The sequence below is a fragment of the Corynebacterium sp. MC3 genome (assembly GCF_900099485.1).
GTDB classification, from domain to species: Bacteria; Actinomycetota; Actinomycetes; order Mycobacteriales; family Mycobacteriaceae; genus Corynebacterium; species Corynebacterium pseudogenitalium.
This window is the reverse complement of sequence record NZ_LT622815.1, coordinates 82,003-104,506: the sequence shown is the minus strand read 5'-3', so window position 1 is coordinate 104,506 and position 22,504 is coordinate 82,003. Positions and strand designations below refer to the sequence as shown.

General features: G+C 58.8%; 22 protein-coding genes. 10 read left to right on the top strand and 12 right to left on the bottom strand.

Features of this window, described 5'->3' with window-relative positions; translation table 11 throughout:
- The first annotated feature begins 4 nt into the window (after window positions 1-4).
- Window positions 5-715: a metal-dependent transcriptional regulator gene (locus BQ4436_RS11680; protein ID WP_083329492.1), complete on the top strand. Its 711-nt coding sequence runs from the start codon at window positions 5-7 to the stop codon at window positions 713-715.
- On the opposite strand, the gene BQ4436_RS07300 is transcribed toward BQ4436_RS11680, so the two are convergent.
- From BQ4436_RS07300 to BQ4436_RS07270, 7 genes are all read right to left on the bottom strand, one after another.
- A complete protein-coding gene (locus BQ4436_RS07300) occupies window positions 609-1,520 on the bottom strand; it encodes a metal ABC transporter permease (protein WP_070976163.1) in 912 nt (303 codons plus the stop codon). The two genes, BQ4436_RS11680 and BQ4436_RS07300, sit on opposite strands and share 107 nt — an antisense overlap.
- Window positions 1,517-2,470: a metal ABC transporter permease gene (locus BQ4436_RS07295; protein WP_070976161.1), complete on the bottom strand. Its 954-nt coding sequence runs from the start codon at window positions 2,468-2,470 to the stop codon at window positions 1,517-1,519. Before BQ4436_RS07295 ends, BQ4436_RS07300 begins: the two co-directional genes overlap by 4 nt.
- The gene (locus BQ4436_RS07290; RefSeq protein ID WP_070976160.1) at window positions 2,470-3,219 is read right to left on the bottom strand and encodes a metal ABC transporter ATP-binding protein; all 750 of its coding nucleotides are present in this window, start codon (window positions 3,217-3,219) and stop codon (window positions 2,470-2,472) included. The genes BQ4436_RS07295 and BQ4436_RS07290 overlap by 1 nt, the downstream gene beginning before the upstream one ends.
- Window positions 3,220-3,222: 3 nt before the next feature.
- Window positions 3,223-4,179 carry a metal ABC transporter substrate-binding protein gene (locus BQ4436_RS07285; protein WP_070362790.1) on the bottom strand — a complete coding sequence of 319 codons (957 nt, stop codon included), beginning with the start codon at window positions 4,177-4,179 and terminating at the stop codon, window positions 3,223-3,225.
- 163 nt (window positions 4,180-4,342) lie between these two features.
- Window positions 4,343-6,709 carry a zinc metalloprotease gene (locus BQ4436_RS07280; protein ID WP_176754831.1) on the bottom strand — a complete coding sequence of 789 codons (2,367 nt, stop codon included), beginning with the start codon at window positions 6,707-6,709 and terminating at the stop codon, window positions 4,343-4,345.
- Between the two features lie 18 nt (window positions 6,710-6,727).
- Window positions 6,728-8,782 carry a Rib/alpha-like domain-containing protein gene (locus BQ4436_RS07275; RefSeq protein ID WP_070976156.1) on the bottom strand — a complete coding sequence of 685 codons (2,055 nt, stop codon included), beginning with the start codon at window positions 8,780-8,782 and terminating at the stop codon, window positions 6,728-6,730.
- 133 nt (window positions 8,783-8,915) lie between these two features.
- Window positions 8,916-10,382 carry a glyceraldehyde-3-phosphate dehydrogenase gene (locus tag BQ4436_RS07270; protein WP_070479355.1) on the bottom strand — a complete coding sequence of 489 codons (1,467 nt, stop codon included), beginning with the start codon at window positions 10,380-10,382 and terminating at the stop codon, window positions 8,916-8,918.
- 333 nt (window positions 10,383-10,715) lie between these two features.
- Between BQ4436_RS07270 and BQ4436_RS07265 the strand changes: the two genes are divergently transcribed.
- Window positions 10,716-11,516 (top strand): HAD family hydrolase, encoded by an 801-nt coding sequence (locus tag BQ4436_RS07265; protein ID WP_070976155.1) that lies wholly within the window; start codon window positions 10,716-10,718, stop codon window positions 11,514-11,516.
- A 3-nt stretch (window positions 11,517-11,519) separates the two neighbouring features.
- Here the strand turns inward: BQ4436_RS07265 and BQ4436_RS12265 are convergent, their stop codons facing one another.
- Together BQ4436_RS12265 and BQ4436_RS07260 are read right to left on the bottom strand one after the other, a co-directional pair.
- A complete protein-coding gene (locus BQ4436_RS12265) occupies window positions 11,520-11,696 on the bottom strand; it encodes a hypothetical protein (protein WP_168156190.1) in 177 nt (58 codons plus the stop codon).
- Between the two features lie 39 nt (window positions 11,697-11,735).
- Entirely contained in the window at window positions 11,736-13,274 is a 1,539-nt protein-coding gene (locus BQ4436_RS07260) for an FMN-binding glutamate synthase family protein (protein WP_070362795.1), read from the bottom strand.
- A gap of 148 nt (window positions 13,275-13,422) precedes the next feature.
- Between BQ4436_RS07260 and BQ4436_RS07255 the strand changes: the two genes are divergently transcribed.
- A complete protein-coding gene (locus tag BQ4436_RS07255; RefSeq protein ID WP_070976153.1) occupies window positions 13,423-14,034 on the top strand; it encodes a DNA-3-methyladenine glycosylase in 612 nt (203 codons plus the stop codon).
- Between the two features lie 69 nt (window positions 14,035-14,103).
- Window positions 14,104-14,757, top strand: a complete 654-nt coding sequence (locus BQ4436_RS07250; protein WP_070976152.1) for a biliverdin-producing heme oxygenase — start codon at window positions 14,104-14,106, stop codon at window positions 14,755-14,757.
- Here the strand turns inward: BQ4436_RS07250 and BQ4436_RS07245 are convergent.
- Window positions 14,743-15,180 carry a hypothetical protein gene (locus BQ4436_RS07245; RefSeq protein WP_070976150.1) on the bottom strand — a complete coding sequence of 146 codons (438 nt, stop codon included), beginning with the start codon at window positions 15,178-15,180 and terminating at the stop codon, window positions 14,743-14,745. The two genes, BQ4436_RS07250 and BQ4436_RS07245, sit on opposite strands and share 15 nt — an antisense overlap.
- A 94-nt stretch (window positions 15,181-15,274) precedes the next feature.
- Between BQ4436_RS07245 and BQ4436_RS07240 the strand changes: the two genes are divergently transcribed.
- From BQ4436_RS07240 to BQ4436_RS12260, 6 genes are all read left to right on the top strand, one after another.
- A complete protein-coding gene (locus BQ4436_RS07240; protein ID WP_083329491.1) occupies window positions 15,275-17,179 on the top strand; it encodes an HtaA domain-containing protein in 1,905 nt (634 codons plus the stop codon).
- 14 nt (window positions 17,180-17,193) lie between these two features.
- Window positions 17,194-18,261, top strand: coding sequence for a heme/hemin ABC transporter substrate-binding protein (locus BQ4436_RS07235; protein ID WP_070976147.1), 1,068 nt, complete (start codon window positions 17,194-17,196; stop codon window positions 18,259-18,261).
- Window positions 18,258-19,301, top strand: a complete 1,044-nt coding sequence (locus BQ4436_RS07230; protein WP_070479285.1) for a FecCD family ABC transporter permease — start codon at window positions 18,258-18,260, stop codon at window positions 19,299-19,301. Before BQ4436_RS07235 ends, BQ4436_RS07230 begins: the two co-directional genes overlap by 4 nt.
- Entirely contained in the window at window positions 19,298-20,077 is a 780-nt protein-coding gene (locus BQ4436_RS07225) for a heme ABC transporter ATP-binding protein (RefSeq protein ID WP_070976145.1), read from the top strand. Before BQ4436_RS07230 ends, BQ4436_RS07225 begins: the two co-directional genes overlap by 4 nt.
- A 99-nt stretch (window positions 20,078-20,176) precedes the next feature.
- On the top strand, window positions 20,177-20,965 hold the full coding sequence (locus BQ4436_RS07220; protein ID WP_070976143.1) for an HtaA domain-containing protein: 789 nt from the start codon (window positions 20,177-20,179) through the stop codon (window positions 20,963-20,965).
- Window positions 20,962-21,105, top strand: coding sequence for a hypothetical protein (locus BQ4436_RS12260; protein WP_168156192.1), 144 nt, complete (start codon window positions 20,962-20,964; stop codon window positions 21,103-21,105). The genes BQ4436_RS07220 and BQ4436_RS12260 overlap by 4 nt, the downstream gene beginning before the upstream one ends.
- Window positions 21,106-21,190: 85 nt before the next feature.
- On the opposite strand, the gene ppk2 is transcribed toward BQ4436_RS12260, so the two are convergent.
- Together ppk2 and BQ4436_RS07210 are read right to left on the bottom strand one after the other, a co-directional pair.
- Window positions 21,191-22,057, bottom strand: coding sequence for a polyphosphate kinase 2 (gene ppk2 / locus BQ4436_RS07215; RefSeq protein ID WP_070362803.1), 867 nt, complete (start codon window positions 22,055-22,057; stop codon window positions 21,191-21,193).
- 47 nt (window positions 22,058-22,104) lie between these two features.
- Window positions 22,105-22,428, bottom strand: a complete 324-nt coding sequence (locus BQ4436_RS07210; protein ID WP_070362804.1) for a putative quinol monooxygenase — start codon at window positions 22,426-22,428, stop codon at window positions 22,105-22,107.
- Window positions 22,429-22,504 lie beyond the last annotated feature (76 nt).

Genomic DNA, 22,504 nt, shown 5'->3' with positions numbered 1-22,504 from the left:
CCCCATGGATTCCGTTTCCCAGCTCTCCACCAGTACGCAGGACTATCTCAAGTCACTCTGGGCGCTCACCGAATGGTCAGACACGAAGGTGACCACCAAGGTGCTGGCGGATTACATGGGGCTTCGGCTCTCGAGCGTGTCGGACGCCGTCAAGAAGCTTGCTCAGCAAGGGTACGTACACCATAAGCCTTACGCGCCCATTACGCTGACGGAGGAAGGCCGCGCGCACGCCGTCGCGATGATTCGCCGTCACCGCCTCATCGAAACATTCCTCGTGGAAACGCTCGGATACTCGTGGGACCAGGTGCATGACGACGCCGAGGTCCTCGAGCACGCCGTTTCGGAATTCATGCTGCAGCGCCTCGACGCCCACCTCAACTACCCTTCCCGCGACCCACACGGCGACCCCATCCCCGCCGCCGACGGCACCGTGCCGCAATTCCACGCTGAGCCGCTGAGCACGATCGCCCCAGACAACGACGTCGTGGTCCAACGTGTCTCCGACGGTGACCCGAGTCTGCTGCAGTTCTTCGACACCTCCGGTATCACGGTGGGTACGCACTTGCGTACCCAGCAGGCAGCCCCGTTCTCTGACACCGTCGAAGTGCTTATCGACGGCCAGCAACCTCCACTTGCGCTCGGGAAACGCGCAGCGGACGCCGTGTGGGTGACCGCCGAGTCTGCCGAGTCCACCGGGCCCACAAGGCGCAGCTGAGGAACTCGAGCCCGTAGATGACAGTCATCGTGGCGGAGGTGGGGGCGTCGAGAAGGTAGGCGACGCCGAAGCCTGCGACTGCCCCAACCGCAGCGAGCAGAACCGTCAGGGCCATCATGCGAGGTACCGTCGTGGCCAACTGTTTGGCTGCTGCCGCGGGGATGACCACCAGCGCAATGACCAGGATCGCCCCGACTGCGTTGAACGCTGCCGTTACGGTCAACGACACCAGGAACATAAACGCGATCGACAGCATGCCCACTGGCACACCGATGCTGCGCGCGAACTGGCCATCAAACGTGGACGCGAGAAGCTGCGGGTAGAAAAGACCAATCACAGCCACGTTGAGTACGAGCACGGCAAGCATGATGTAGAGGTACACCGGCCCGATCTGCACCCCGCCGAGGCTGAGCTGGTGCCACGCGGCCAGGTTCAAGTCCCCGACGAGCACCGCGTGCGTATCCAGGTGCACGTTCGAGAAGTGCGAGGTAATCAGGATGACGCCCACGCTGAACAGTGCGGGGAAGATAAGCCCCTGCGGCGCGTCACCAATCACCAGGCCCGAATCCCCGAGCCACTGGGCGCCGAGGACCACCAGCACGCCCGCCAGCGCGGCACACACGATCACCACCGGCGAGTTCAGGTTGTTCGTAAATAAGTACCCCAGGGCAATGCCTGGCAGAATCGCGTGCCCGATGGCATCAATGAGCATGGAATGCTTCCGCAGCACAACGAATACCCCCGGCACCGCGCACGCGCTAGCCGTCACTACCGCTAACAAGAGTGTCCCGACGATAAAACTCACGATCCCACCTCCGCTTTCGTTGCAGTTTCCAGCCTGGCGCGTAGCGCTGCGGTTGCGCGCCGCTGTGCGCGAGCCCGTGCGATAACGCTGCGTTTCGGAGCGAAGAGGAACGACACCAGAAAAATCGCGAACAGGACAAGCACGATGACGGGGCCCGTCGGCACGTTGCCAAGCGCGATCGATAAGTAGGATCCGACACCGCTGCCGACCGCCCCAAACACGCCCGCGAGCACGACCATCGCTGGCACTGTTTGCACCCACTGACGCGCCGCAGCAGGCGGAGTTACAACGAATGCCACCATCAGCACCAGCCCCACCGATTTGACCCCGATCACCGTCGCGAGCGCGATCGTCATGAACATCGCCGTGTCGATGACCCTCGGGTGGAACCCAAGCATCGTGGACTGCACGGGGTCGAAGGAGCGCAGCTCGAACTCCTTAAACAACACGCACATCACGCAGACCGCGAGCACCCCGACGATGATGCTGATTCGCAGGTCCGCTCTGGTAATCACTGACGCGTTGCCGAACAGGTAGTCCTGAATCCCACCTTTGCCTGGGAACGGATTGTTTGTGATCACGTCCAGCAACAACATACCGAAGCCGAAGAAGAACGACAGGCTGATCGCCATCGCTGCATCAATCGACGTCCGTGTCCGGGCAGTAATCGTGTTCGCCACCATCACCGCACTTGTACCAGTGATGACAGCGCCCACGAGCAGCGCAACCATGTTACGGCCGTCGACTCCCAGCCCGACGCACAGCAAAAACGCCAGCAGCGTGCCCGGAAGTGCGGAGTGGGAAATCACATCACTGGTCAGCGATTGCTTCCGCAGGTACGCAAACGTCCCGAGCATCCCCGCCACAGCGCCGATGATGGTGGTCCCCCAAAACACCATGGAGTAGGTGTGGTTTGCAAAGAATGCACCAAGGCTTATCGACGTCCCCATCACAGCACACCCAACAATCCCATAGAGTCCGCACTCAATCCGTACGTCTTCGCGATCATCTCCGGCGTAAATGTCGTAGACACCGGGCCCGATGCAATCACTGTCTTGTCCAACAGCGTCACCGCATCGCAGTACGTTGGTACCGTTGCGAGGTCGTGATGGACCATCACCATCGTCGTACCTGCCTCGCGCATGTCGCGGAGCACGTCGATAATTGTCGCCTCACTTTTCGCATCAATGCCCTGAAACGGCTCGTCGAGGAAGAACAGGTCCGGGTCCTGTACTAACCCTCGTGCGAGGAACACCCGCTGGCGCTGCCCACCGGAGAGCGCACCAATCTGGCGGCTGGCGAAATCCTGCATCCCTACGCGCTCCAACGCACCGTACGCGGCGGCGCGTTCGCGCTTCCCCGCCCTGCGGAACCAACCGAGGCTCCCATACGTGCCCATCGTCACCACGTCAAGCACCGTCGTAGGAAAATCCCAGTCAACGCTCGCGTGTTGAGGCATGTAGCCCACACGGTGGCGCACTGCCTTGAGAGGCTGGCCGAAAAACTCGGTCGCCCCGGTCAACGTCGGAACAAGACCCAGCATTGCCTTGATCAGGGTCGACTTGCCGGCGCCATTCGGCCCGACGACCCCCATAATGACGCCTTCTGGGACCCGCACCTCCACCTGCTCCAGGACCGGATCAAGGTGGTAGGCGACGGAAAGATTATGCGTCGCGCACGCAAACGTCTGCGTAGTCATGGGTTACTTGCCCCCGAGCGCTGCAGCAACTGCTTCAGCGTTATGCAGGAACGCCCCGATGTAGGTATCCGTTGGCGCGGTGGGGCCGAGGGTGTCGGCGAAGAGCTCCTCGTCAGAAATGGCGACATCCCACCCGCGGGCGTGCACAGCCTCCTGCAGGCTCTTAATCGCCTGCGGGTTCGCCTGATTGTCCTGGAAGATCGTCGGCACCTTGTTGTCCGCGATGAGATCCGCAAGGTCCGAAAGTTCCGACGCCGACAGCTTCGCCTCTGTGGAAACAAAGTCCGTCGCGTACACATCCAACCCGTAGGTCTTGCCGAAGTAGTTGAAGGCATCGTGGCCGGTGATCAAGATGCGTGGCCCAGTGATGTTCGCCAGCATGGTTGCAGCCTTTTCGTTCGCATCCGCGATTTCCGCCTGGTATTTCGCGGCGTTCTCGTGGTACTCATCGGACTTCGAAGGGTCGACCTCTGCAAGCTTGTTTGCGACCTCGCCGACAACCAGGCTCCACGCCTCTGGACTGTTCCATACGTGCGGGTCATGCAGAGGGTTGCCCTCAGCATCGGTTTCTGGCCAGTCAAGCAGCAGATTGTTCGGCAGCTTGTCTCCTACTGCCAGCTGGCGGTCCCCGAGGCTCTCCAGCTGCTTGATCATCTGAGCTTCGAGGTGCAGGCCGTTCCAGAACACCACATCGGAGGACTGAATCTTGTCGATGTCCTTCGTTGAGGGCTGGTAGGTGTGCGGGTCCCCGCCCGGGCCAACCATCGTGGTGACCTCCGCCTCAGGCGCAATGTTGGCGATGGCATCCGCGAGGTAACCCGTGGTTGCGTAGACCTGCAGCGCACCGTCGGCGTTGATGCCGTCCTGTGTCGCCTGGTTGTCCTCGGTAGACGAGCAGCCTGCGAGCCCTACGCCCAAGGCAAGCGCGCATGCAGTGAGGATCCTGGATGTGCGTGACATGAAGTGTTTCCTTTCAAACTAAGGTGTACCTCACCAACTCTAAAGTTCGCCCTACCGAACTTGCAACTTATTATGTGCAAACTCACACGAAGATATGGTTGAGCTGCACAAATAGAGAAAGGCCCCGCGGGAGAATTCCCACGGGGCCTTTGTAGAGAGAAGTTTAGAACTTCAGAAGACCTGATGCCCATGCCGCAGCGTAGACCGCCGCCAACACACCGCCGACTGCAGCGATAATGCCGACGATCATCCCCACGTTGTCGGACGCGGACGACTTGTCCGACTGGCCCGTGTTCACACCTGTACCGATCTGGGGATTCTGTGGCGTCGGCGTCTCCACCTCAATACGGTCCGGCTCTTCCGGCGCCTGACGCCCGGCCTTCGGGTCCAGAATGCGGCGCGCGGACTCCTTCAGTCGGTCACTAGCGTTTGGATCCTTCTCGATCTCCTTACGGATGCGCTCCATCTCTTCCGCGGTGTAGTCAAGAACGGAGACCTGGTACTCCTCCTTGAATACTTCCTCGCCTTCGCTGTTGACGATGCGGATTTCAAGCGGCATCGTCGAGTCCCGCAGCGAGGTTGCATTCTTGATCGGGATTTCAACACGTGCAGAAGGTTCCGCACCGCTGGCGTTAATCTGGCCAGGAACAGTGACTTCGATTGGCTCCGCACCCGTGATCGTCGGGTATTTGGCGTACACCGTGAACTTGTGCAGATCCAGACCGAGGTTGCGGATCTCGCCGGTCAGTACGTCGGTCGAACGGTTCGTCACCACCGCTGCATCCTCACCGCCAGCCAGGCGGAAACCAGCCTTCCCAGGGTTCTGATCCGCCGCGATAATTTCAAGCTCGCGAGCAGAAATGTTGTGGCCCGTTTCCGGAATGTCGTCGGTACCAATCGTGCCTTCGCCCGAGCCAATGTACTTACCCTTGAGGTTCAGGTTCTCCCAGTCTGCTGGCACGGAGTACTCGCCCTCGTAACAGACGACGCCGTCCTGCTCGCACTTCTCTGTCGGGTACATCTTATCGGTCTTGGGAACCGACTTATAGACCTGGTCGGAGTAGTCGAAGTGCGACCACTGGTAGAGGTAGTTCATGACCGACTTGTACGTCGGCAAGTACTCCTCGGTGTCCACGGGGTTCGTCGACAGCGCACCGTTGTGGGTGAGGCCTAGGTTGTGGCCGAACTCGTGCAGGATCGTGTTGCGCAGCTGCTCTTGGTTCGTCACGTTCTCGTGATACGACACATAGAACGCAGAGTCGTTGACCAGGCCGGTACCCGTCGACCAGTCGCCTTTCTCCATCTGGTCGCCGATAATGCCGACGCGGAACACCGACTCACGAGTACCGAGCAGCTCCTGGCGCTTTTGCCCTAGCTTGTCTCGCTTCGACATACCATCCGCGAAGTACAGCGGGGTGAAGTCCTCCGTTGGGCCACCGTGCCTGTTCTCGTAGTTAGGGATGGAGGTGTAGAGGTCACCAGCATCGATATGGAGACGAATCCCGTGCGCAGCGAACTTATCCTCCAGCTCCATCAGGGACTCACGGGAAGGCCGGTACACGTTCGCGTTCGCCTCAGCGCACTTCGCAAACTTCTCAAAGTCTTGGATGTTCGCGCCGAACTTATTCACCTCGTTGCAGTTCAGCGTCTCCCACTCAGACTTCATCCAGTTCAACTGCAGGAACAGATCTTTCTGTCCTACTTTCGCCCCCCACCTGTCGAGTGGAAGCTGGGTCCCGTCAGCAGCGGTAAACCCCACCTTCTCCCACTCATCCGGCAGCCCATCCTGGTCAGTGTCTTTCGCCGTGGGCTGCGTCTGGATGAAGATGTTCGCGGTAACCGACGCCGTCCCCTGAACTGGTAGTTCCTTGTTCCACGCCGCGTACTGGTAGCCGGCGCCGTCTTCGGCAACTTCACCCACCCGGCTAGCTTCGCCAGACTCGATCGCGTGCCCCGCCGCCTTTGAGACGTCAGCACCACGGAAGTTCACCGAAACATCGTAGCCAGGTTTTTCGGCAGGACCGAAGTTAAACCTTCCGCCTCGGTAGGTACCTTGATACTGCGCATACTTTGGAACGGCAGAGAACATCTCGATGGCGATCTTGCGGTCGCGCTTCGACTTGTTCGTAGCCTCGACCGTCACGTCCATCGAATTTGTGCCGATCTCAATCGTACGCGTGATCTCGATTTCGGTGTTCGCATCGTAGTGCGTCAGGATGACCTTGTAACCGATCTCGTTTTCTTCAACATCAGACTTCGTCTCAGTCGGGAGGAACGCCACCTGCCGCCCGTCGACGGTCAGTACAGTCTGCAGGCTGCTTTCGAGCAAACCGCCGACCGACTGCGGGTTCTGGAACGTCGTGGTCAGCTTCGACCCGTACGCCAGGTCCGAGATAGCAAAGCCTTCAGTCTTCGAATCGTTCTCGATCCAGACGCCGCCGGGAATCTTTTGAACGCCAGCCTCAGCGATGGGCTGCACCCCACCGAAGGCAAGGCCTGCGCACAGCGCGATAGCAAGAGCTCGTTTCATCTTCACTTTTCTCGTCCTTTATCCCGAAACGTCAAATCCGGCGTTCTTCAACGCATGCGTCACCGCATTAAACGGCGGAACATGCTTATTACTGTCCCACAACCAGAAGAGTAAGACACCAAGGCCCTCAGCGGCGATCATGAACGGCACGATCCACCACACGCGCTCCCAGTTCAGCTCCTTTTGCGTCGCTGTTTGCTTAGGCACAACGTGTAGGTCGATCAGCTGCTGTGAGCCATCTTCCCACGTCACAACAACAGGAACGTTAATCTCTTTTGGCTTCTGACTACGTGGCACCGTAGCTCGCACCTCGCCCGTTTCCGGGTTGATATCGACGTTCGCGTCCTGGTTCTTGTAGCTCTTTGGCAGCCCGTAGTGCACACCAGAGAACTGATCTTTCGGCTTGGCAAAGCCCTCTTGCACAGCGTAGTCGACTGTGTTCTTCCTAGCTAACGAGTTAGCAGTTGCCTTCAACTCGATGATTTGGTGCCCACCGGGGAAGTCAACGCGCAGCTTCGCGGTGTAGGTGCTGTCTGCCTCGGTATCTGCCGGAATCTTTGCAGTGACGCGGCCTGTCGCGCGGTCAATGGTGATCGGAATGCCACCGTCGTTTTCGATGGAGAACACGCTGCCGTAGACAGGATCGCCCTCTGGTTCAGCGGTGAACGCCTTACCAGGGGTCACGATTTGCTGTGCATAGCGCAGCTTGTGTGCCTCGAGTTCCTCCGGGCTGAGTTGGTTCACGATGTGCACAGGCAGTGTTACGTACTCCCTTGACCCATCCATGTAGCTGGCCAGGATGTGTAAGTTGTAATCCTTATCCTCGACGCCTTCGGGAACCACAGCCTCGACGACCCCCGTGGCACTGTCGACGGCGACGTTCCATCCGCGGAGGTCAGCGTTCTTTCTAGCGTCCCAACGGAACTCGGTGCCAACGGGCAGCGGTTCGCGGGAGTTGAGATCTGCAACGAACTTTCCACCTGGCGCCACGCGGGCGTCATCATAGGAGATGTCCGTTACTGTCTTGAGCAGTGGCGGAATCACCTCAAAAGCGGCGTCCGTCTTCAGCTGGCTGCCGTCGGGCATCGTCACGGTCACCGGAATTCTGACGGTCTCCCCGACCTTGGTACCCCTCGAAGCGACGTACTTGACCTCGCCGGTGTTCTTATCGATCGTAGCTTCTGGGTATGAAGTCTCAAACGTCGTCCCACGAGGCACCGGCTGGTTAATGAAGTCGTAGCCGTCTTTACGCAGCGTCAAGCTCGGTGTGATGCTTGAACCGACAGAACCGGGACGAACGTAGCTAGTTGGGTACTTGAAGGCGTACCGATCAGCGCCACTAGCTGATTCCTGCAACTCAATCCTGACGGCAAAGTCAGGTGCATTCGAAGCGCGAATCTTGACGGTGTACACACCGGCCTTCGTCGTTTCGAGTGGTGCAACCTCCACCGTGCCGTCACGGTAGACAGTCACCCATTCAGGAGTCCCACCGATCTTTTCAAACTCGGTACCGGTCTCATTCTCCTCGTTTGGCATGACCACTTTGCGCTCACCTGGCTTCAAGTCAATCTTCGGCCACGTATAGAAAATGGTTTGCTCAGCAGGCAGCTTCAGCGAGGTGATGATGAACGTGTCTTCTTTGACGGTGATCCAACCCGAAATAAAGCGCGGTTTCTCCGGGTCCTTTCCGCCATAGATTTGGTAGCGGTACGAACCTGGGTCGACGATAAACGCAACTGCACCATTCTCGCTGGTGCGCGCAACGTGCGAAGTCTTCCCATCCTGGCTCACGAACCGTACCTCGGTGTCCTGCAGTGGTGAACCATCGGTATCGAGGAAGAGGTACGAGCGCTTCGCTTTCCCTTCCGGAAGTTCCTCAAACCCCAGCGAGTTTGAAGTATCGACGGCAACTTCGTCGATCACTTCCGGAGAATCTTGCTCGGCATGGGCATATGTTGGAGCAATACCTGCGGACACAAGCATGATTGAAGTCGCCGCTGCGACCGCGAGCCCGGTTTTACACTTACCTCGACGCACTCTTGCCTCTGCCTTACACTTCTTCGAATCACCCATACCGAAAGACGTACGCTTCTAACTTAGTGTATGAACGTCAATTTGCGAACTCCCAGCGCAAAACGTACACCCCCCAATAACTCATCATGCCCCAGGAACTGCCATGTGCAGCCTGGGGCATGGAAAGAAATGACTACTTCAGATCCTCCGGAACGGTCCGTGCGGGGTAAATGCGCGGGCGAACACCCGCGATCTCCTCAACAACTCGCACTACCTGGTGGGAGTAGCCATACTCATTGTCGTACCAGACGTAGAGCACGAGGTGCTTGCCGGCCGAAATCGTCGCCAACCCGTCAACGACACCAGCGTGCGTGGTACCGAGCAAATCTGTCGAGACAACCTCAGGCGACTGGATGTAGTCAATCTGCTGGCGCAGGTTAGAATCCGTCGAGACCTTACGGAGGAAGTTATTGACCTCATCCTTTGTCGTCTCGGTTTCGAGCTCGAGGTTGAGCACCGCCATGGAAACGTCAGGCGTTGGAACGCGGATCGCGTTGCCGGTCAGCTTGCCCTCGAACTCGGGAAGCGCCTTCGACACAGCCTTTGCAGCACCTGTTTCCGTCAGCACCATGTTGAGACCAGCAGCGCGACCGCGGCGGTCCCCCTTGTGGAAGTTGTCAGCCAGGTTCTGGTCGTTCGTGTAGGAGTGCACTGTCTCAACGTGGCCGTGCACCACACCGTAGCGATCGTTGATGACCTTCAGCACCGGCGTAATACCGTTCGTGGTGCATGAAGCCGCGGACAGGATCTGGTCGCCGTCCGCAATGTCAGCATGGTTGATGCCGTAGACGATGTTCTTAATATCGCCCTTACCTGGAGCGGTCAGCAGAACGCGGGAGACACCCTTGGACTTCAGGTGCTGGCTCAGCCCAGCCTCATCGCGCCAGACACCGGTGTTATCAACGACGATCGCATCGTTGATGCCGTACTCGGTGTAATCGATGGATGCCGGATCGTTCGCGTAGATCATCTGGATCGGCGTCCCGTTGGCCCAGATGACTTCCTTCTCGTGATCCACAGTGATAGTGCCGTCGAATGGGCCGTGCACCGAGTCGCGGCGAAGCAACGATGCACGCTTGACGATGTCGTCGTCACCCTTCTTCCGCACGACGACGGCGCGCAGGCGCGCTCCCCCGTACATCGCCTCACGAGCAATCAGAATGCGAGCCAACAAGCGGCCGATGCGACCGAAACCATACAGCACAACATCGCGTGGCTCGAGCTCCGAGTCCGTATCGACGACGTCGGCAAGCGCCTCGTTCAAGTAGGCCCGCAGATCGCTCGCGCCGGACTTCTTGTAGTCGCTGGCAAGACGGCCAAGGTCAATCGATGCCGTGCCGAGGTTCATCTGAACAAGCTCACGAAGCACCGGCAACGTGTCCTCGAGCGGAAGCTCCTTCTCCACAATGCGACGCGCGTACCGGTGCGCCTTAATAATGTCGATGTCCGTCACACCTACCAGCAGTCGGCCAAAAATCGAGGTGACAACGTTGTTTTCACGGTGAAGCTGGCTGATGAGCGGAAGCATTTCCTGGGCCAGGGTCAGCTTGTGATTCCAGTCCTGTTGGTGCGTTGTATTCGTAGGCGTAGACACAGTCATCCTCTTCATGCGGTAATTGAACAATTGGGAAACGTTTGCCTTGGGGGTACATGACACAGCTGCCGTACCCCCAATACAGGAATTATCGTAGCGTGTATTGGTCCATCTTTGTTACAAATACTCCAGCTAAACCAACCGCACCGCGAGATATGGTTACATCAGTCGCCTTAGGTGGGCTTTGTAGTGCAACGCCAAGTAAACCCGCACCCCACCCCCAAAACACACCCCCGGTGCTGGATGGCGGTATTTGTCCAACGTGGCGTCGACAAGCTGGCGCGAAACTACCTTCGGTACCCTGTGCACGTACATCAACGCATTGGAGGAAACGAATCTATGCCTTGCCCGAAGATCATCGCCCTCGACATGGACGGCACCCTGCTCAACGAACACGGGCGCATTCCCGACGCCTTCTGGGAGCTCCTTCGCCTTGCCGACGACCGCGAAGTCCTGGTCACGCCGGCATCGGGACGCCAGCTCGCGACGCTTCGTGATATGTTCACCACTCATCAGCCTCACACGTTCATCGCGGAGAACGGTTCCGTCGTCTTCCACGACGGCCGCATAATCGACGTGACTGCCATGCCGGAGCAGCCAGTACGCGAGTTTCTACGCGCGTTTGAAACAGCGCCGTTTTCAGCGTCGGCGGTGCTGTGCACTCCCGAGCAGTCCTACTCGCTGCGCGGTGCATCCAAGGAAGTCGAGCAGGAGATTGCAAAGTACTATCACGCCAACACAAACGTGGATTCGCTTGTCGACGTCCCCTTCGAACAACCCGTGAAAGTCGCGCTCTACGTGGACGGTGATGCAGAGCGTGACGCGCTGGCGTGGGTGCAGGCGCACGCGCCTGGGCTGCACCACGTAGTTAGTGGCCAGCACTGGATCGACATCATGAGCCCAGAGGCAGACAAGGGCAAGGCGCTGCTGGCGATCGCGGACGCCTTGGGCGTGCCTCAGGAAGCAACTGCCGCGATCGGTGATTTCCTGAACGATTACACGATGCTCCAGGCGGCTGGAACAGCGGTTGCGATGGGCAACGCCCACCCGGACCTTAAGAAGGTCGCAGACGAGGTCATCGGAACCAACGCTGAGCATGCAGCAGTGCATCGACTTGCTGCATGGCTCAGTGAGCAATAGCGCTTACTTTGCGGACTTGCGCTCCGCAATAGCTCGCTCAAGCTCAGCTTGGCGCTCTTCGAACTCCTGGACTTTCGCCTTCATCTGCGCCATGAGTTCTTCGTGGTGCTTACGGCCGAGCTCGAGGCGTTCCTCAAGCTCGGCCAGTTCCTTCGCGCGTTGTGATTCATCTAGGGTCATGCCCCTATTGTGGCAAATTTTCCACGCCGAAGCGAAGCGCTACTTCCCTTTCGCTAGAAACGACTCCGCGTTCGCAGATTCCCAGTCCTCGCGCCAGTTCTCCGGGACGTCGCCGTCGACAAGCTGACCGTCGCGAAGCCACTCGTAGCGCTCGCGGTACGTCTGGGGTTTCCCGTAGTCGTCGTTGCAGCGAATCATCTCGGGGCGCAGGTCCTTCGGATCTTGCACTCCCATCGCGGCCATGAGGCGCAGCGCTGACGAAACGGTGGCCTTCTGGTACCGCATCACGCGCATTGATTTGTCCTCGACATCCAGGCCACGCTCACGCCACGGGTCTTGCGTCGCGACACCAGCCGGGCACGTACCGAGGTGGCACTCCATTGCCTGCACGCAGCCGACGGCCATCATCATCGCGCGGGCGCTCAGCAGGAAGTCCGCGCCCTGCACCATGCGACGCACCAAGTCGTTGCCGGCGGCGATCTTGCCGGCAGCACCGATCTTGATCTTGTCGCGAAGGCCGCAGCCCACCAGCGCATTATTCACGAACGTCAGGCCCTCTGTGAGTGGCAGGCCCACGTGGTCCTCAAACTCCTTCGGCGCCGAGCCAGTACCGCCCTCGGAACCGTCGACCACGATGAAGTCAGGCAGAATGCCAGTCTCGAGCATGGCCTTGCACACCGAGAGGAATTCCCGACGAGAGCCTATGCACAGTTTGAATCCAACCGGCTTCCCCCCGGAGAGGGTACGCATCTGGTCGATGAAGTGCAGGAGGCCGATTGGGGTATCAAATTCAGAGTGCGCACCTGGGGACGTGAACGCCTTCCCTTCCTCGATCCCGCGAATTTCAGCAACTTCCTTCGTCGCCTTCGCGGCTGGCAGCTCACCGCCCAAACCAGGCTTCGCTCCCTGTGAGAGCTTGAGCAGCGTCATCTTCACCTGTGGCCGCTTTGCCTTCTCTGCGAAGGTATCTGCATCAAATCCCCCCATCGGGGTGCGTGCGCCGAAGTACCCGGTGCCGATTTCCCACACCAGGTCACCGCCGTACTTTTCGTGGTGCGGGGACAGACCGCCTTCACCGGTGTCCTGGTAGAACCCGCCCAACTTGGCTCCCTTGTTCATCGCTTCGACGGCGCGCCCAGACAACGAGCCGAAGCTCATAGCGGAGATGTTCAGCAATGCTGCACTGTACGGCTGGGAGCACTGCGGGCCTCCAATCAGCACGCGCGGCGGCTCCGCAGGCATATCTACGGGGCGCATCGAATGCACCAGGGAGCGGTGTCCCTGCTCGTAGACGTTTTCTTGCGTACCGAACGCCGTGGTCGAAGTCTGCCCTTTCGCGCGCGAGTAGATGAGACTACGAGTGCGGCGGTCGAATGGGCGGCCGTCCCAGTCACGCTCAATAAAGTACTGCTGAAGCTCCGGTCGAATCTTCTCGAGTGCCCACCGCGCACGCCCCAAGACTGGGTAAATTCTTCGAATGGAGTGTTTCTTCTGAGTCAGATCCACAGCTGCAACAGTTCCTACCCCCAACGCTGCCGCGATCGACGCTGTTGCTGCCCAGTTGCGCTTGCCTGCCATGATGCTCCTTAGACTAAGTGGCGTGTAGAAAAGCGTTCCTGTGTTCACCGTACGCAAAAAAATAACAAAACAAACTCCAGCCACACTTCATGTGGTGTTTCCCCCTTTCGTTCAACCACCATTGGGGAACTCTCGTTAGGGTGGGGCCATGATTGACTTTTCCCGCCCCGCAAACATCGTCGCGCCCAAACTACTCGGGTGCACACTCACTCATGGCGGGGTCAGCATCGTATTGACCGAGGTCGAGGCATACCTCGGCGAGGAAGACGCCGCCGCGCACACCTATCGCGGCAAAACGGCACGAAACGCTGCGATGTTTGGCCCTCCCGGACGTTTCTACGTGTATCTTTCGTACGGCATTCACCACAACGTCAACATTGTGTGCGCACCGGAGGGCATCGGCCAGGGATGCCTACTGCGCGGAGGCAGGGTCATCGAAGGCCACGATATCGCCTATCGACGCCGCCAAAAACCCGACCGCCTTCCCATCGAAGAAGACAACCTGGCGCGTGGTCCCGGAAACCTGGGCGAAGCGTTGGGGTTTGAACTCACCGACAACCATAAATCCGTCTCTTTGACCGCACCTACCGCTCCCCCGGAGTGGGTTTGTGGCCCCCGTATTGGCATCTCGAAGAATGCTGATGCCCCCTGGCGATTCTGGATCCCCGGAGACAAAACTGTTTCCACGCCACGCGGTTATAAAACGAGCAATAAATACAAGGCATCAATCCTAAACTTTTGGGCGATTTTCTTTAGGTAAGCCTTGCCTTACTATTGGTGCGTCAGCTTGGAGCGCTCGCTCCCCACCTACACACGATCGGAGTCACCGATGACCCTCATCGCCCCTGCACAGATGCCACTGTCCGTCGCCCTGAAGGAGCAGACCACAGCCGCACACGCAAGTGCCGAGACCTCCCGCTTCATGTCTAACCTCAGCGGAGGTCAGCTCAGCGCAACAGCCGTCGCCGAGCTCACCGTGCAGTACTTCCACATCTATTCCGCACTCGAAGCCGCGGTGCGCCGCACAGCCACTCACCATGCCGTAGCCCAGATCGCCGACCCGAGACTTGAGCGGGTAGACGCAATCTCCGCCGACCTCACAGCGCTACTCGGCGCGGATTGGCAAAATCACCATCACCCACTCGAGGCAACGTCACGCTACGTTGCCGAACTCAACGCACTCACCCCCAACAACGGCCCCGAGGTGATAGCACACCACTACGTTCGCTACCTCGGCGACATCGCTGGTGGTCAGGCGCTTGCCCGGGTATTTCGCAGCGAATACAACCTCGGCGATAACGCCCTCAACTTCTACGACTTTTCCGCGATTGGGAAAATCCCGCCATATCGTGCGCAATACAAAGCATCCCTGGACGCCATGCAACTGAGCGACGACGAACGCGCCCAACTCATCGAGACAGCAAAGCACGTCTTCACGCTGAATGAAGCGGTGTTCCAGGAGCTCACATCACGACTCGACTAGCCCTCGACACTTGGCGTCACTGCTGTCGAGATACACAAGCACACCCCACACGGCACTTGCCGCCACAAAGGCGGCAAGCACGCCCCCGGTAAGGGTGTAGCTCTCAGGCACCGCAAACAACACCATCAGTGAGACTGCAATCACCCCAGCCCATACCACCCCAACGAGAAGGCCGGAGCGACGATCTCCGCGTGGTGCTGCCTGATAACTACGTCGCGACGGCAGCGCTGCTAGCGCAAGAACTAGCACAATTAACCCCAAGCAGGCCAAGGAGCTTACCCACACATTTCCGGCGCTCACGCCAAAGACCACAATCCCAGCAATCACAGCTGCCAGTGCACGCTCCCACGGCGCGAACCGCCCTCGAGGCACCTCTGAGACGACTGGTATGAGCTCGGTTACAGGCTCCTGATCCACTACCACAACAGCATCCTTCCATAAGGCTACGCTTACCTAATTTTTATTAGGTAAGCTTACCCTCATTTATCCCGACGACGAAGAGTATTTTCCAAGAACTATGTCTATCCGCTACGTATGCGCGTTGGCCGCTTCTGCCTGCATGCTTGGCTTTGCAGCAACAGCGTTCAGCCCGCTCCTCATTACCCCTCCCCCTGCTCCGGCACAGGAACAAACCGCGTCACACCGCACTGTATCCACGGGAACAATGGATTGGGGTGTGCGGGAATCGTTCCGTAAGTACATCGAAACTGGCGTCGCCAAGGGGTCCATCTCCACAGATGAAGGGGCGACTCGCTCAGGGGCGGCATTCGAATTCCCAGCCGAATCCTCCGCGATTACTGGCCCATCCTCCGGACAATTCAACTTCACCGGCTCAGTCCACTTCAGTGGCCACGATGGCTCTCTCGAGCTGACGCTCAGCAACCCGATCTTGGTGGTCAACGGCACTAACGCAGAACTCCGGGTGGACTACAGCACACGGAAGTATGTCGGCGCAGGAGCTGTGGGCCCTGTCGAAGAAGGACAAAAAGAAGTACTGGCCACCATCACCCTTGATGCCGCACCGGACTTCACCGCAAACCAAGTGACGATAAGCGGCCACACCTCACTTACCGCTTCTGGGGAAACTATCTTCGCCGGATTCTACGAAGCAGGCGAGCCCCTCGACCCGATCAGTATCGATCTCTCACTCACGGAGGCTTCGGGTGCCGGACCAGTCCCGGACTTCACACTCGGGTCCCCATCAGGAGACAATAGCAACGCAGCTGCTCAGGGGCACAGTGGCGCCACACGTTCAAAGGCGACAAGCGGACCGGCTTTCTGGCTCGGACAGGTAAACGACACGCTCATCGAGGTCAACGGGCTGTTTACCAACGCCGACAAGGTCTTGCGAAGCGCAACGTCGTTACACGAGCGCGCTACATCGTCGCAACAGTCAGCCCGTCCCAACCGCTCTTCGACGGCGCCGGGGACGACTGCTTCGGCTGCCAACACGGCCCCGGCGCGCAACCAAGCATCAGCGCCGACTTCCCCATCGAGCAACGCATCGGCCCACAGCAATCGCGATGCCTCAGCCACAGCACCGTCAGGCGGTAATGCATCTTCAAATACCGTCTGTGATGCTGGCACCTCACACGGAGTCACCTCTGCTGAGGCACAGTGGGGAATCCGGCAGTCGTTCCGTACATACATCCGTGGCAATATCGCGAAAGGAAAGTGGGAGCTCCAAGGCGTTGGAGACAGCGGTAACACCTTTACTTTCAACGGCAATTCGGGAGCAGTTGATTCTGCGACGCGGTCGGGGTCCATCCTCTACCCCGGTTCGATCCGTTTTACCGGGCACGGGGGCGTATTGGACACTCGTTTTTCCAACATGGAAATCCAGTTCTCCGGCAATACCGGCCAGCTGATCCTCAACGCGACGTCGAACACCATGGAAGGCGACCCCCGCGACTACGGGCGCATCGCCATCGCAGACCTCACTTTCACGAACCTCGATGTGAGCGACTCTGCGGTAACCGGTACAGCAGAAGCAACGCTTACGAGCACAGGTTCGGAAGCGTTTGGGCAGTTCTACCCTCCTGGCGATCCGCTCGACACAATTCACTTCACCGCTCAACTCGGCGGATCGGCTAACTGCGCCGAAGGCCAGGGCTCCATCGGAGGGGCGTCCTCTCCATCCAACAATGCGGCGGGGGCCGACGCTCGAGCGAAACTTCGGAAGTCTACAACATCCTCGTCTACGCCTTCCCGCGGAAGCGTTCTCGACGAGCATTTGGGGGACGCAACTGTTTCGTCCTCTGATCAGCCAGAAGGCGGAAAGTTCCAGATTAAAAACACCGCGCCCAATTCGCGTACAGGGGCGGATGGTTGGGATGACGCGACCGTCGCGACGCTCTTGGTGCTCATTGCCTCGCTGCTTGGCGCAGGCGGTGCGCTCATCAGATTCGCGGTCATCGGATAGGGAGATATGACACTATGAAAATGCTGCAAACCACTCTTTCCTTGGTTACCGCGACTGCGATAACGCTGAGCCTCGGCGGGTGTGCGGAGTGGGACAACCCAACACAACACACCACCAACGAGCTCGCGGAGTCGCTGCAGACAAACGGGGACCCACACCAGGCGCAAGGGGTTTCGATGGTCTCTGAGATCTCCGAGGTCGAGCCAATCGATACGCCACGGGAACAAGCTCTGCCCGTCGAAGTGACCGATGCGGACGGTTACGACGTCACTATTACTGATACCTCCCGCATCCTTGCACTGGACCTATACGGCACATTCACCAAGACGCTTCGTGGTGTCGGCATGGCAGACAACATCGTCGGGCGGACCGTAAGTTCCTCGGAGCCGTCGCTTGCGCATCTGCCCGTAGTCACGGAAAACGGGCATTCGCTCAACGTCGAGGCCATTCTGAATCTTCGTCCCACCTTGGTGCTTGTCGACCGCTCAGTAGGACCAGTTGAGGCGATCGACCAGCTACGGGCAGCCGGTATCACCACTGTGATGCTGGAGCCGACGCGTTCGCTGGCCTCGATCGCGGAGGACATCACTAATGTGGCAACCCTCGTCGGTGAGCCTGAGGCAGGCCGCCTCCTCGCCGAACGCAGCGAGAAAGAAGTCCAGCAAGCGCTCGACGCAATCGCTGCGGTGGCACCTGAAGAACCACTGCGAATGTCGTTTTTGTATGCTCGCGGCACCGGTGGCGTCTTCTATCTACTCGGGTGTGAAGAAGGAACTGAAGAACTCATCACTGCTCTAGGTGGCAGGGACGTCAATTCCGAGCACGGCATCGGTCAGCCTTCGCCTGCAAGCCCTGAGGCGCTCGCCGAGGTAAACCCCGAAGTGTTCGTCATGATGAACGGTGGGCTCCAGTCCACAGGCGATATTGAAGGCCTCCTCCAACGTCCCGGCGTCGCACAAACCACCGCGGGGCAGCACCGGCGAGTCCTGGCGCTTCCCGACGGTGACTCACTTGCGTTCGGACCTCAAACTGGCGAACTGCTGCTGCGCGCGGCGCACGCTCTCTACGGAGAGCAGCTATGAGCGAGCACCACGGAGCAATCCATGCACGACGCATTGGAAGAATTGTGCTTTTCGCAGCCACCGCTTCCCTGCTAGTGCTCACGGCCATTGCCTCTCTCGTTGTAGGCCAGTTTGAGTTCTCCCCCGGCGAGCTCTGGCCGATCCTTACCGCAGGGCCAATGTCAGCGTCCACACTCGAAGCATCAGTATTGTGGCAAATCCGCATCCCGAGGCTCGTTCTAGGACTCTGCGTCGGCGCGGCACTGGGAACAGGCGGGGCGCTCATGCAGTCCGTGTTTGCCAACCCCCTAGCAGAACCAAGCGTCGTTGGCGTCAGTACCGGGGCAGGTGTAGGCGCAGCAATCGCCACCGTATTCGGCATCACCACATTCGGAACGATGACCGTGCCGATCTTCGCGTTCGCAACGGGCATATTCGTCACCGTGGTGGTGTACCAGCTAGCGCGTTCAGGTGGCAGAGTCCGCGTCCTGAACCTGGTTCTAGTAGGCATCGCAGCGAACGCTATCTGCGGCGCATGCATTTCAGCACTCACATTCATCGCCCCCACCACGGCGCGGGAACAGATCGTTTTCTGGCAGATGGGCAGTCTCGCTGGGGCGAGTTGGGCGCAAACTGGGGTGGTAGCTGCTGTTGTCACCTTCGCATTGGCATGTGCCATGTGTTTTGTGCGCAAGCTCGACATCCTCGCTTTGGGCGACCAAGCTGCATTCCATGTAGGCATCAACGTCGCACGCCTGCGCATGTTGGCGATCGCACTATCGACATTGCTTACAGCCGCAGCAGTCTCCTTCGCTGGGTTGATCGGGTTCGTAGGACTCGTCGTCCCACATATCGTGCGCACTGCGGTCGGCCCGTCCAATACGGTGCTTGTCCCGGCTTCTGCACTCGGTGGCGCGCTTTTGATCGGTGCTGGCGATATCCTCTCCCGCACAATCATTCCATTCGCTGACCTGCCAATCGGTATTTTCACAGCGCTGATTGGCGGGCCGACCTTCTTCTTCCTGCTGCGGCAGATGATGCGAAAGGGCCATGCACAATGACAGTTACCGCTTCACATGTCACAGTCCATAGACAGGGGCGCGAAATACTCCACGATGTCAGCATGTCCGCGCAGAGTGGAGAGGTCACCGGCCTCATCGGCCCCAACGGAGCTGGCAAGTCTACATTGCTCGCTGCGCTCTCCGGCGATACATCCCTCTCGAGCGGAAGCGTCCAGCTTGTAGGTCAGGATGTATCTGGGTGCACCGCTCATCAACTCGCTCGGACGCGTGCCGTCATGCTTCAGGATGTCAGTGTCGCCTTTTCGTTCTTGGTGCGCGACGTCGTCGAGATGGGGCGCCATCCGTGGGGCACTCAGCCTGACGACGCCACCATCGTCAACCAAGCGCTCGCCGCGACGGGCATCACGCACCTCCAGGAACGAGAGATGTTCACGCTTTCCGGTGGTGAGCGCGCCCGTGTGGCCTTTGCCAGAGTCTTGGCACAGCGAACACCTGTGGTGTTTCTCGACGAACCAACTGCCGCGATGGACGTGCGCTTCCAAGAGCAGACGATGGGCGTCGCCCGCACCTTGGCACGTGATGGCGCGACCGTGATCGTCGTGCTCCACGATCTTCAGCTTGCTGCGCGGTACTGCGACCACGTGGTGTGCTTGAAGCAGGGGGCTGTTGCGGCAGCGGGGCCGGTGGCCGAGGTGTACCAGGACCACATTCTGAGCGAGGTCTACGACTGGCCTATCACGGTCCTGCACGACGGAAATCGTGTTTTCATCGCGCCTCATGAGGTGAACTGCTCCCCTATGACAGGTGCGACCTAGCCCCATTACCCCCGGCCGTTGACCAAACCCCAACCAATATTTAAGGTTAGCCTAACCTCACCATTCGGTGTGGTTGCGATTACTCATGAAAGGACGTACATGTCTCGCTCCACCACTCTGGCAACCCTCACCGCTGCCTTCCTTGCTTCTACTGCCCTCGTCGCGCCGAGCGCATTCGCGGAAGCCCCAACGCTCGAGTCCGGGCACGCAAACTGGAACATCAAGGGATCATTCCTGAGCTACATCCAGAAGCCGTTTGCCGCAGCAACCATCACGGCGTCCGATGGGGCAGAAAAGGTACTTGACGCGAGCAAGCTGGTTGACTTCGCCTTGCCAGTAAATGCAAAGGAGTCCAAGCTCACGGCAACTGGCGAAGGGGTCATAGACCTCGACGGCGCTATCAGTATCAACGCACACCACGGTGCGATGGATATCCAGCTGTCTGATTTCAAGGTCGTCATCGAAGGGGCTAAAGGGTTCCTCCAGGCAGACTATGTCCGCAAGGGCGCTATGCCCGGTGCAGAGACCACCACGTTGACCGGCGACGATAAGCGCATCGTCGAGTTCGACGTCCAACAGCCGCTGAAGGCTAACAAGAACAACCAATTCGCTGCGACCTTCACCCCGACCAAACTGACAGAGGACGGCTCCGCGATCTTCGATAAGCAGTACAATGCCGGTGAGCCTTTCGCGGATTCCAAGGTAGCCCTTGCACTGAAATTCAAGGATGCTCCCGCACAGACGACGCCCACTCCCACGCCGGAAGGATCAAGCCTTGGAACCGGCGCGATCGTCGGAATCGTGCTTGCCGCAATCGCGGCCCTCGGTGGCCTTGCATTTGCAGCGAGCCAGCCAGGTTTCCAGGCGATGCTCGGGAAGCTCGTATGAGCGCCGTCGATAACGTCGGCGGACACATCACCACGGTGATCACTTCACTCATGGCGATCGCTGGCGTCGTAATGACCGTCGCCGCACTCGCCCAGGGCGCAGGGACGATTCTCGGGATCCAGCTACCAACGATTCCTTGATATACAGAGATATACAGACCGCAAAACAAGAAACCCAGCCACCTCATGGTATGGCTGGGTTTCTCCATTTGGGCAACACACCAAACTAGGAGTTCTTCTTGCCCTTCTTCTTTTTCTTGCTGCTCACCTTGGAGAGTTCCAGCTTTGCAGCAGCATCGGGCACGTAACGGAACTCGTCGCGCGGAGGTCGCTCGTAGTCAATAATCTCTGGGCGTTCAGGGATCTCTGGCAGATCAGGGTCAATGTGCTCGTAGGGGATCGTCGACAAGAGGTGAGAAATCACATTGATGCGCGAGCGCTTCTTATCCTCCGACTCAACCGTGTACCACGGCGCCGCAGGAATATCCGTGTGGATAAACATCTCATCCTTGGCTCGGGAGTAGTCCTCCCACTTTGTAATGGACTCGAGGTCCATTGGCGAGAGCTTCCACTGGCGCAGCGGGTCTTCCCGGCGGGATTGGAATCGCTTGTACTGCTCTTCATCCGATACAGAGAACCAGTACTTACGCAGCATGATGCCGTCCTCAACGAGGAGGCGTTCAAAGATCGGTGTCTGGTGTAGGAACCGACGGTATTCCTCCGTGGTGCAGAACCCCATCACGCGCTCAACGCCGGCGCGGTTGTACCAGGACCTGTCGAAGATGACGATCTCGCCTGCGGCGGGGAGCTTTTCGACGTAGCGCTGGAAGTACCACTGCGTCTGCTCGCGCTCAGTTGGCTTCGGCAGCGCCTCAATACGGCAGGTGCGCGGGTTCAGGTACTGGGTGATGCGCTTAATTGCGGAGCCTTTGCCTGCCGCGTCGCGCCCCTCCATCACGATGACAACACGCGCTCCGGTCTTGACGACCCACTGCTGCATTGCCACCAACTCAGCTTGAAGGCGTACGAGTTCTTTCTCGTACGCCTTCTTGGAAAGTTTCGGGGGCTTGGTGGAATTCTTCTCTTCACTCATAGGTACTAACCGTACCCATAAAGCGGGGAGAAATTAAGCCGATTCGGCTAGTCCACCTTGAATTCAGCCATGGTATCCCACTCGGTCTTACCCTCGATCAGGGTATTGATGATGGTCGGGGTTTCCTTCAGAATCTTCGGGAACAGCTCCTGGGCGGCGCGGAAATGATCGGAGTTCACGTGCGCTTCCGCGGCATCGTCGTGGAATGCCTCGATGAGCAGGTATTCGTTCTTATCCTCTTCACTGCGGTACCAGTCAAAGAAGATGCAGCCCGGCTCTGCGCGGGTTGCGTTGGTGAATTCCTCTACCTCTTGACGAAATGTCTCGACGTATTCTGGCAGTGGCTTGTAACGAACGTTGATCAAAATCATGCCACCACCCTACGCATATCTCGCATTGTTGTCAGCCGACGCTTTTGGCTACGAAGCTGCTCAGTTAATTGTTCAA

What these genes read in the sequence shown, in the direction of transcription:
- BQ4436_RS11680 (WP_083329492.1), top strand. Translation starts at nt 5, where the DNA reads ATGGATTCCGTTTCCCAGCTCTCCACCAGTACGCAGGACTATCTCAAG.
- BQ4436_RS07295 (WP_070976161.1), bottom strand. Translation starts at nt 2,470, where the DNA reads ATGGGGACGTCGATAAGCCTTGGTGCATTCTTTGCAAACCACACCTAC.
- BQ4436_RS07290 (WP_070976160.1), bottom strand. Translation starts at nt 3,219, where the DNA reads ATGACTACGCAGACGTTTGCGTGCGCGACGCATAATCTTTCCGTCGCC.
- BQ4436_RS07285 (WP_070362790.1), bottom strand. Translation starts at nt 4,179, where the DNA reads ATGTCACGCACATCCAGGATCCTCACTGCATGCGCGCTTGCCTTGGGC.
- BQ4436_RS07280 (WP_176754831.1), bottom strand. Translation starts at nt 6,709, where the DNA reads ATGAAACGAGCTCTTGCTATCGCGCTGTGCGCAGGCCTTGCCTTCGGT.
- BQ4436_RS07275 (WP_070976156.1), bottom strand. Translation starts at nt 8,782, where the DNA reads ATGGGTGATTCGAAGAAGTGTAAGGCAGAGGCAAGAGTGCGTCGAGGT.
- BQ4436_RS07270 (WP_070479355.1), bottom strand. Translation starts at nt 10,382, where the DNA reads ATGACTGTGTCTACGCCTACGAATACAACGCACCAACAGGACTGGAAT.
- BQ4436_RS07265 (WP_070976155.1), top strand. Translation starts at nt 10,716, where the DNA reads ATGCCTTGCCCGAAGATCATCGCCCTCGACATGGACGGCACCCTGCTC.
- BQ4436_RS12265 (WP_168156190.1), bottom strand. Translation starts at nt 11,696, where the DNA reads ATGACCCTAGATGAATCACAACGCGCGAAGGAACTGGCCGAGCTTGAG.
- BQ4436_RS07260 (WP_070362795.1), bottom strand. Translation starts at nt 13,274, where the DNA reads ATGGCAGGCAAGCGCAACTGGGCAGCAACAGCGTCGATCGCGGCAGCG.
- BQ4436_RS07255 (WP_070976153.1), top strand. Translation starts at nt 13,423, where the DNA reads ATGATTGACTTTTCCCGCCCCGCAAACATCGTCGCGCCCAAACTACTC.
- BQ4436_RS07250 (WP_070976152.1), top strand. Translation starts at nt 14,104, where the DNA reads ATGACCCTCATCGCCCCTGCACAGATGCCACTGTCCGTCGCCCTGAAG.
- BQ4436_RS07240 (WP_083329491.1), top strand. Translation starts at nt 15,275, where the DNA reads ATGTCTATCCGCTACGTATGCGCGTTGGCCGCTTCTGCCTGCATGCTT.
- BQ4436_RS07235 (WP_070976147.1), top strand. Translation starts at nt 17,194, where the DNA reads ATGAAAATGCTGCAAACCACTCTTTCCTTGGTTACCGCGACTGCGATA.
- BQ4436_RS07230 (WP_070479285.1), top strand. Translation starts at nt 18,258, where the DNA reads ATGAGCGAGCACCACGGAGCAATCCATGCACGACGCATTGGAAGAATT.
- BQ4436_RS07225 (WP_070976145.1), top strand. Translation starts at nt 19,298, where the DNA reads ATGACAGTTACCGCTTCACATGTCACAGTCCATAGACAGGGGCGCGAA.
- BQ4436_RS07220 (WP_070976143.1), top strand. Translation starts at nt 20,177, where the DNA reads ATGTCTCGCTCCACCACTCTGGCAACCCTCACCGCTGCCTTCCTTGCT.
- BQ4436_RS12260 (WP_168156192.1), top strand. Translation starts at nt 20,962, where the DNA reads ATGAGCGCCGTCGATAACGTCGGCGGACACATCACCACGGTGATCACT.
- ppk2 (WP_070362803.1), bottom strand. Translation starts at nt 22,057, where the DNA reads ATGAGTGAAGAGAAGAATTCCACCAAGCCCCCGAAACTTTCCAAGAAG.
- BQ4436_RS07210 (WP_070362804.1), bottom strand. Translation starts at nt 22,428, where the DNA reads ATGATTTTGATCAACGTTCGTTACAAGCCACTGCCAGAATACGTCGAG.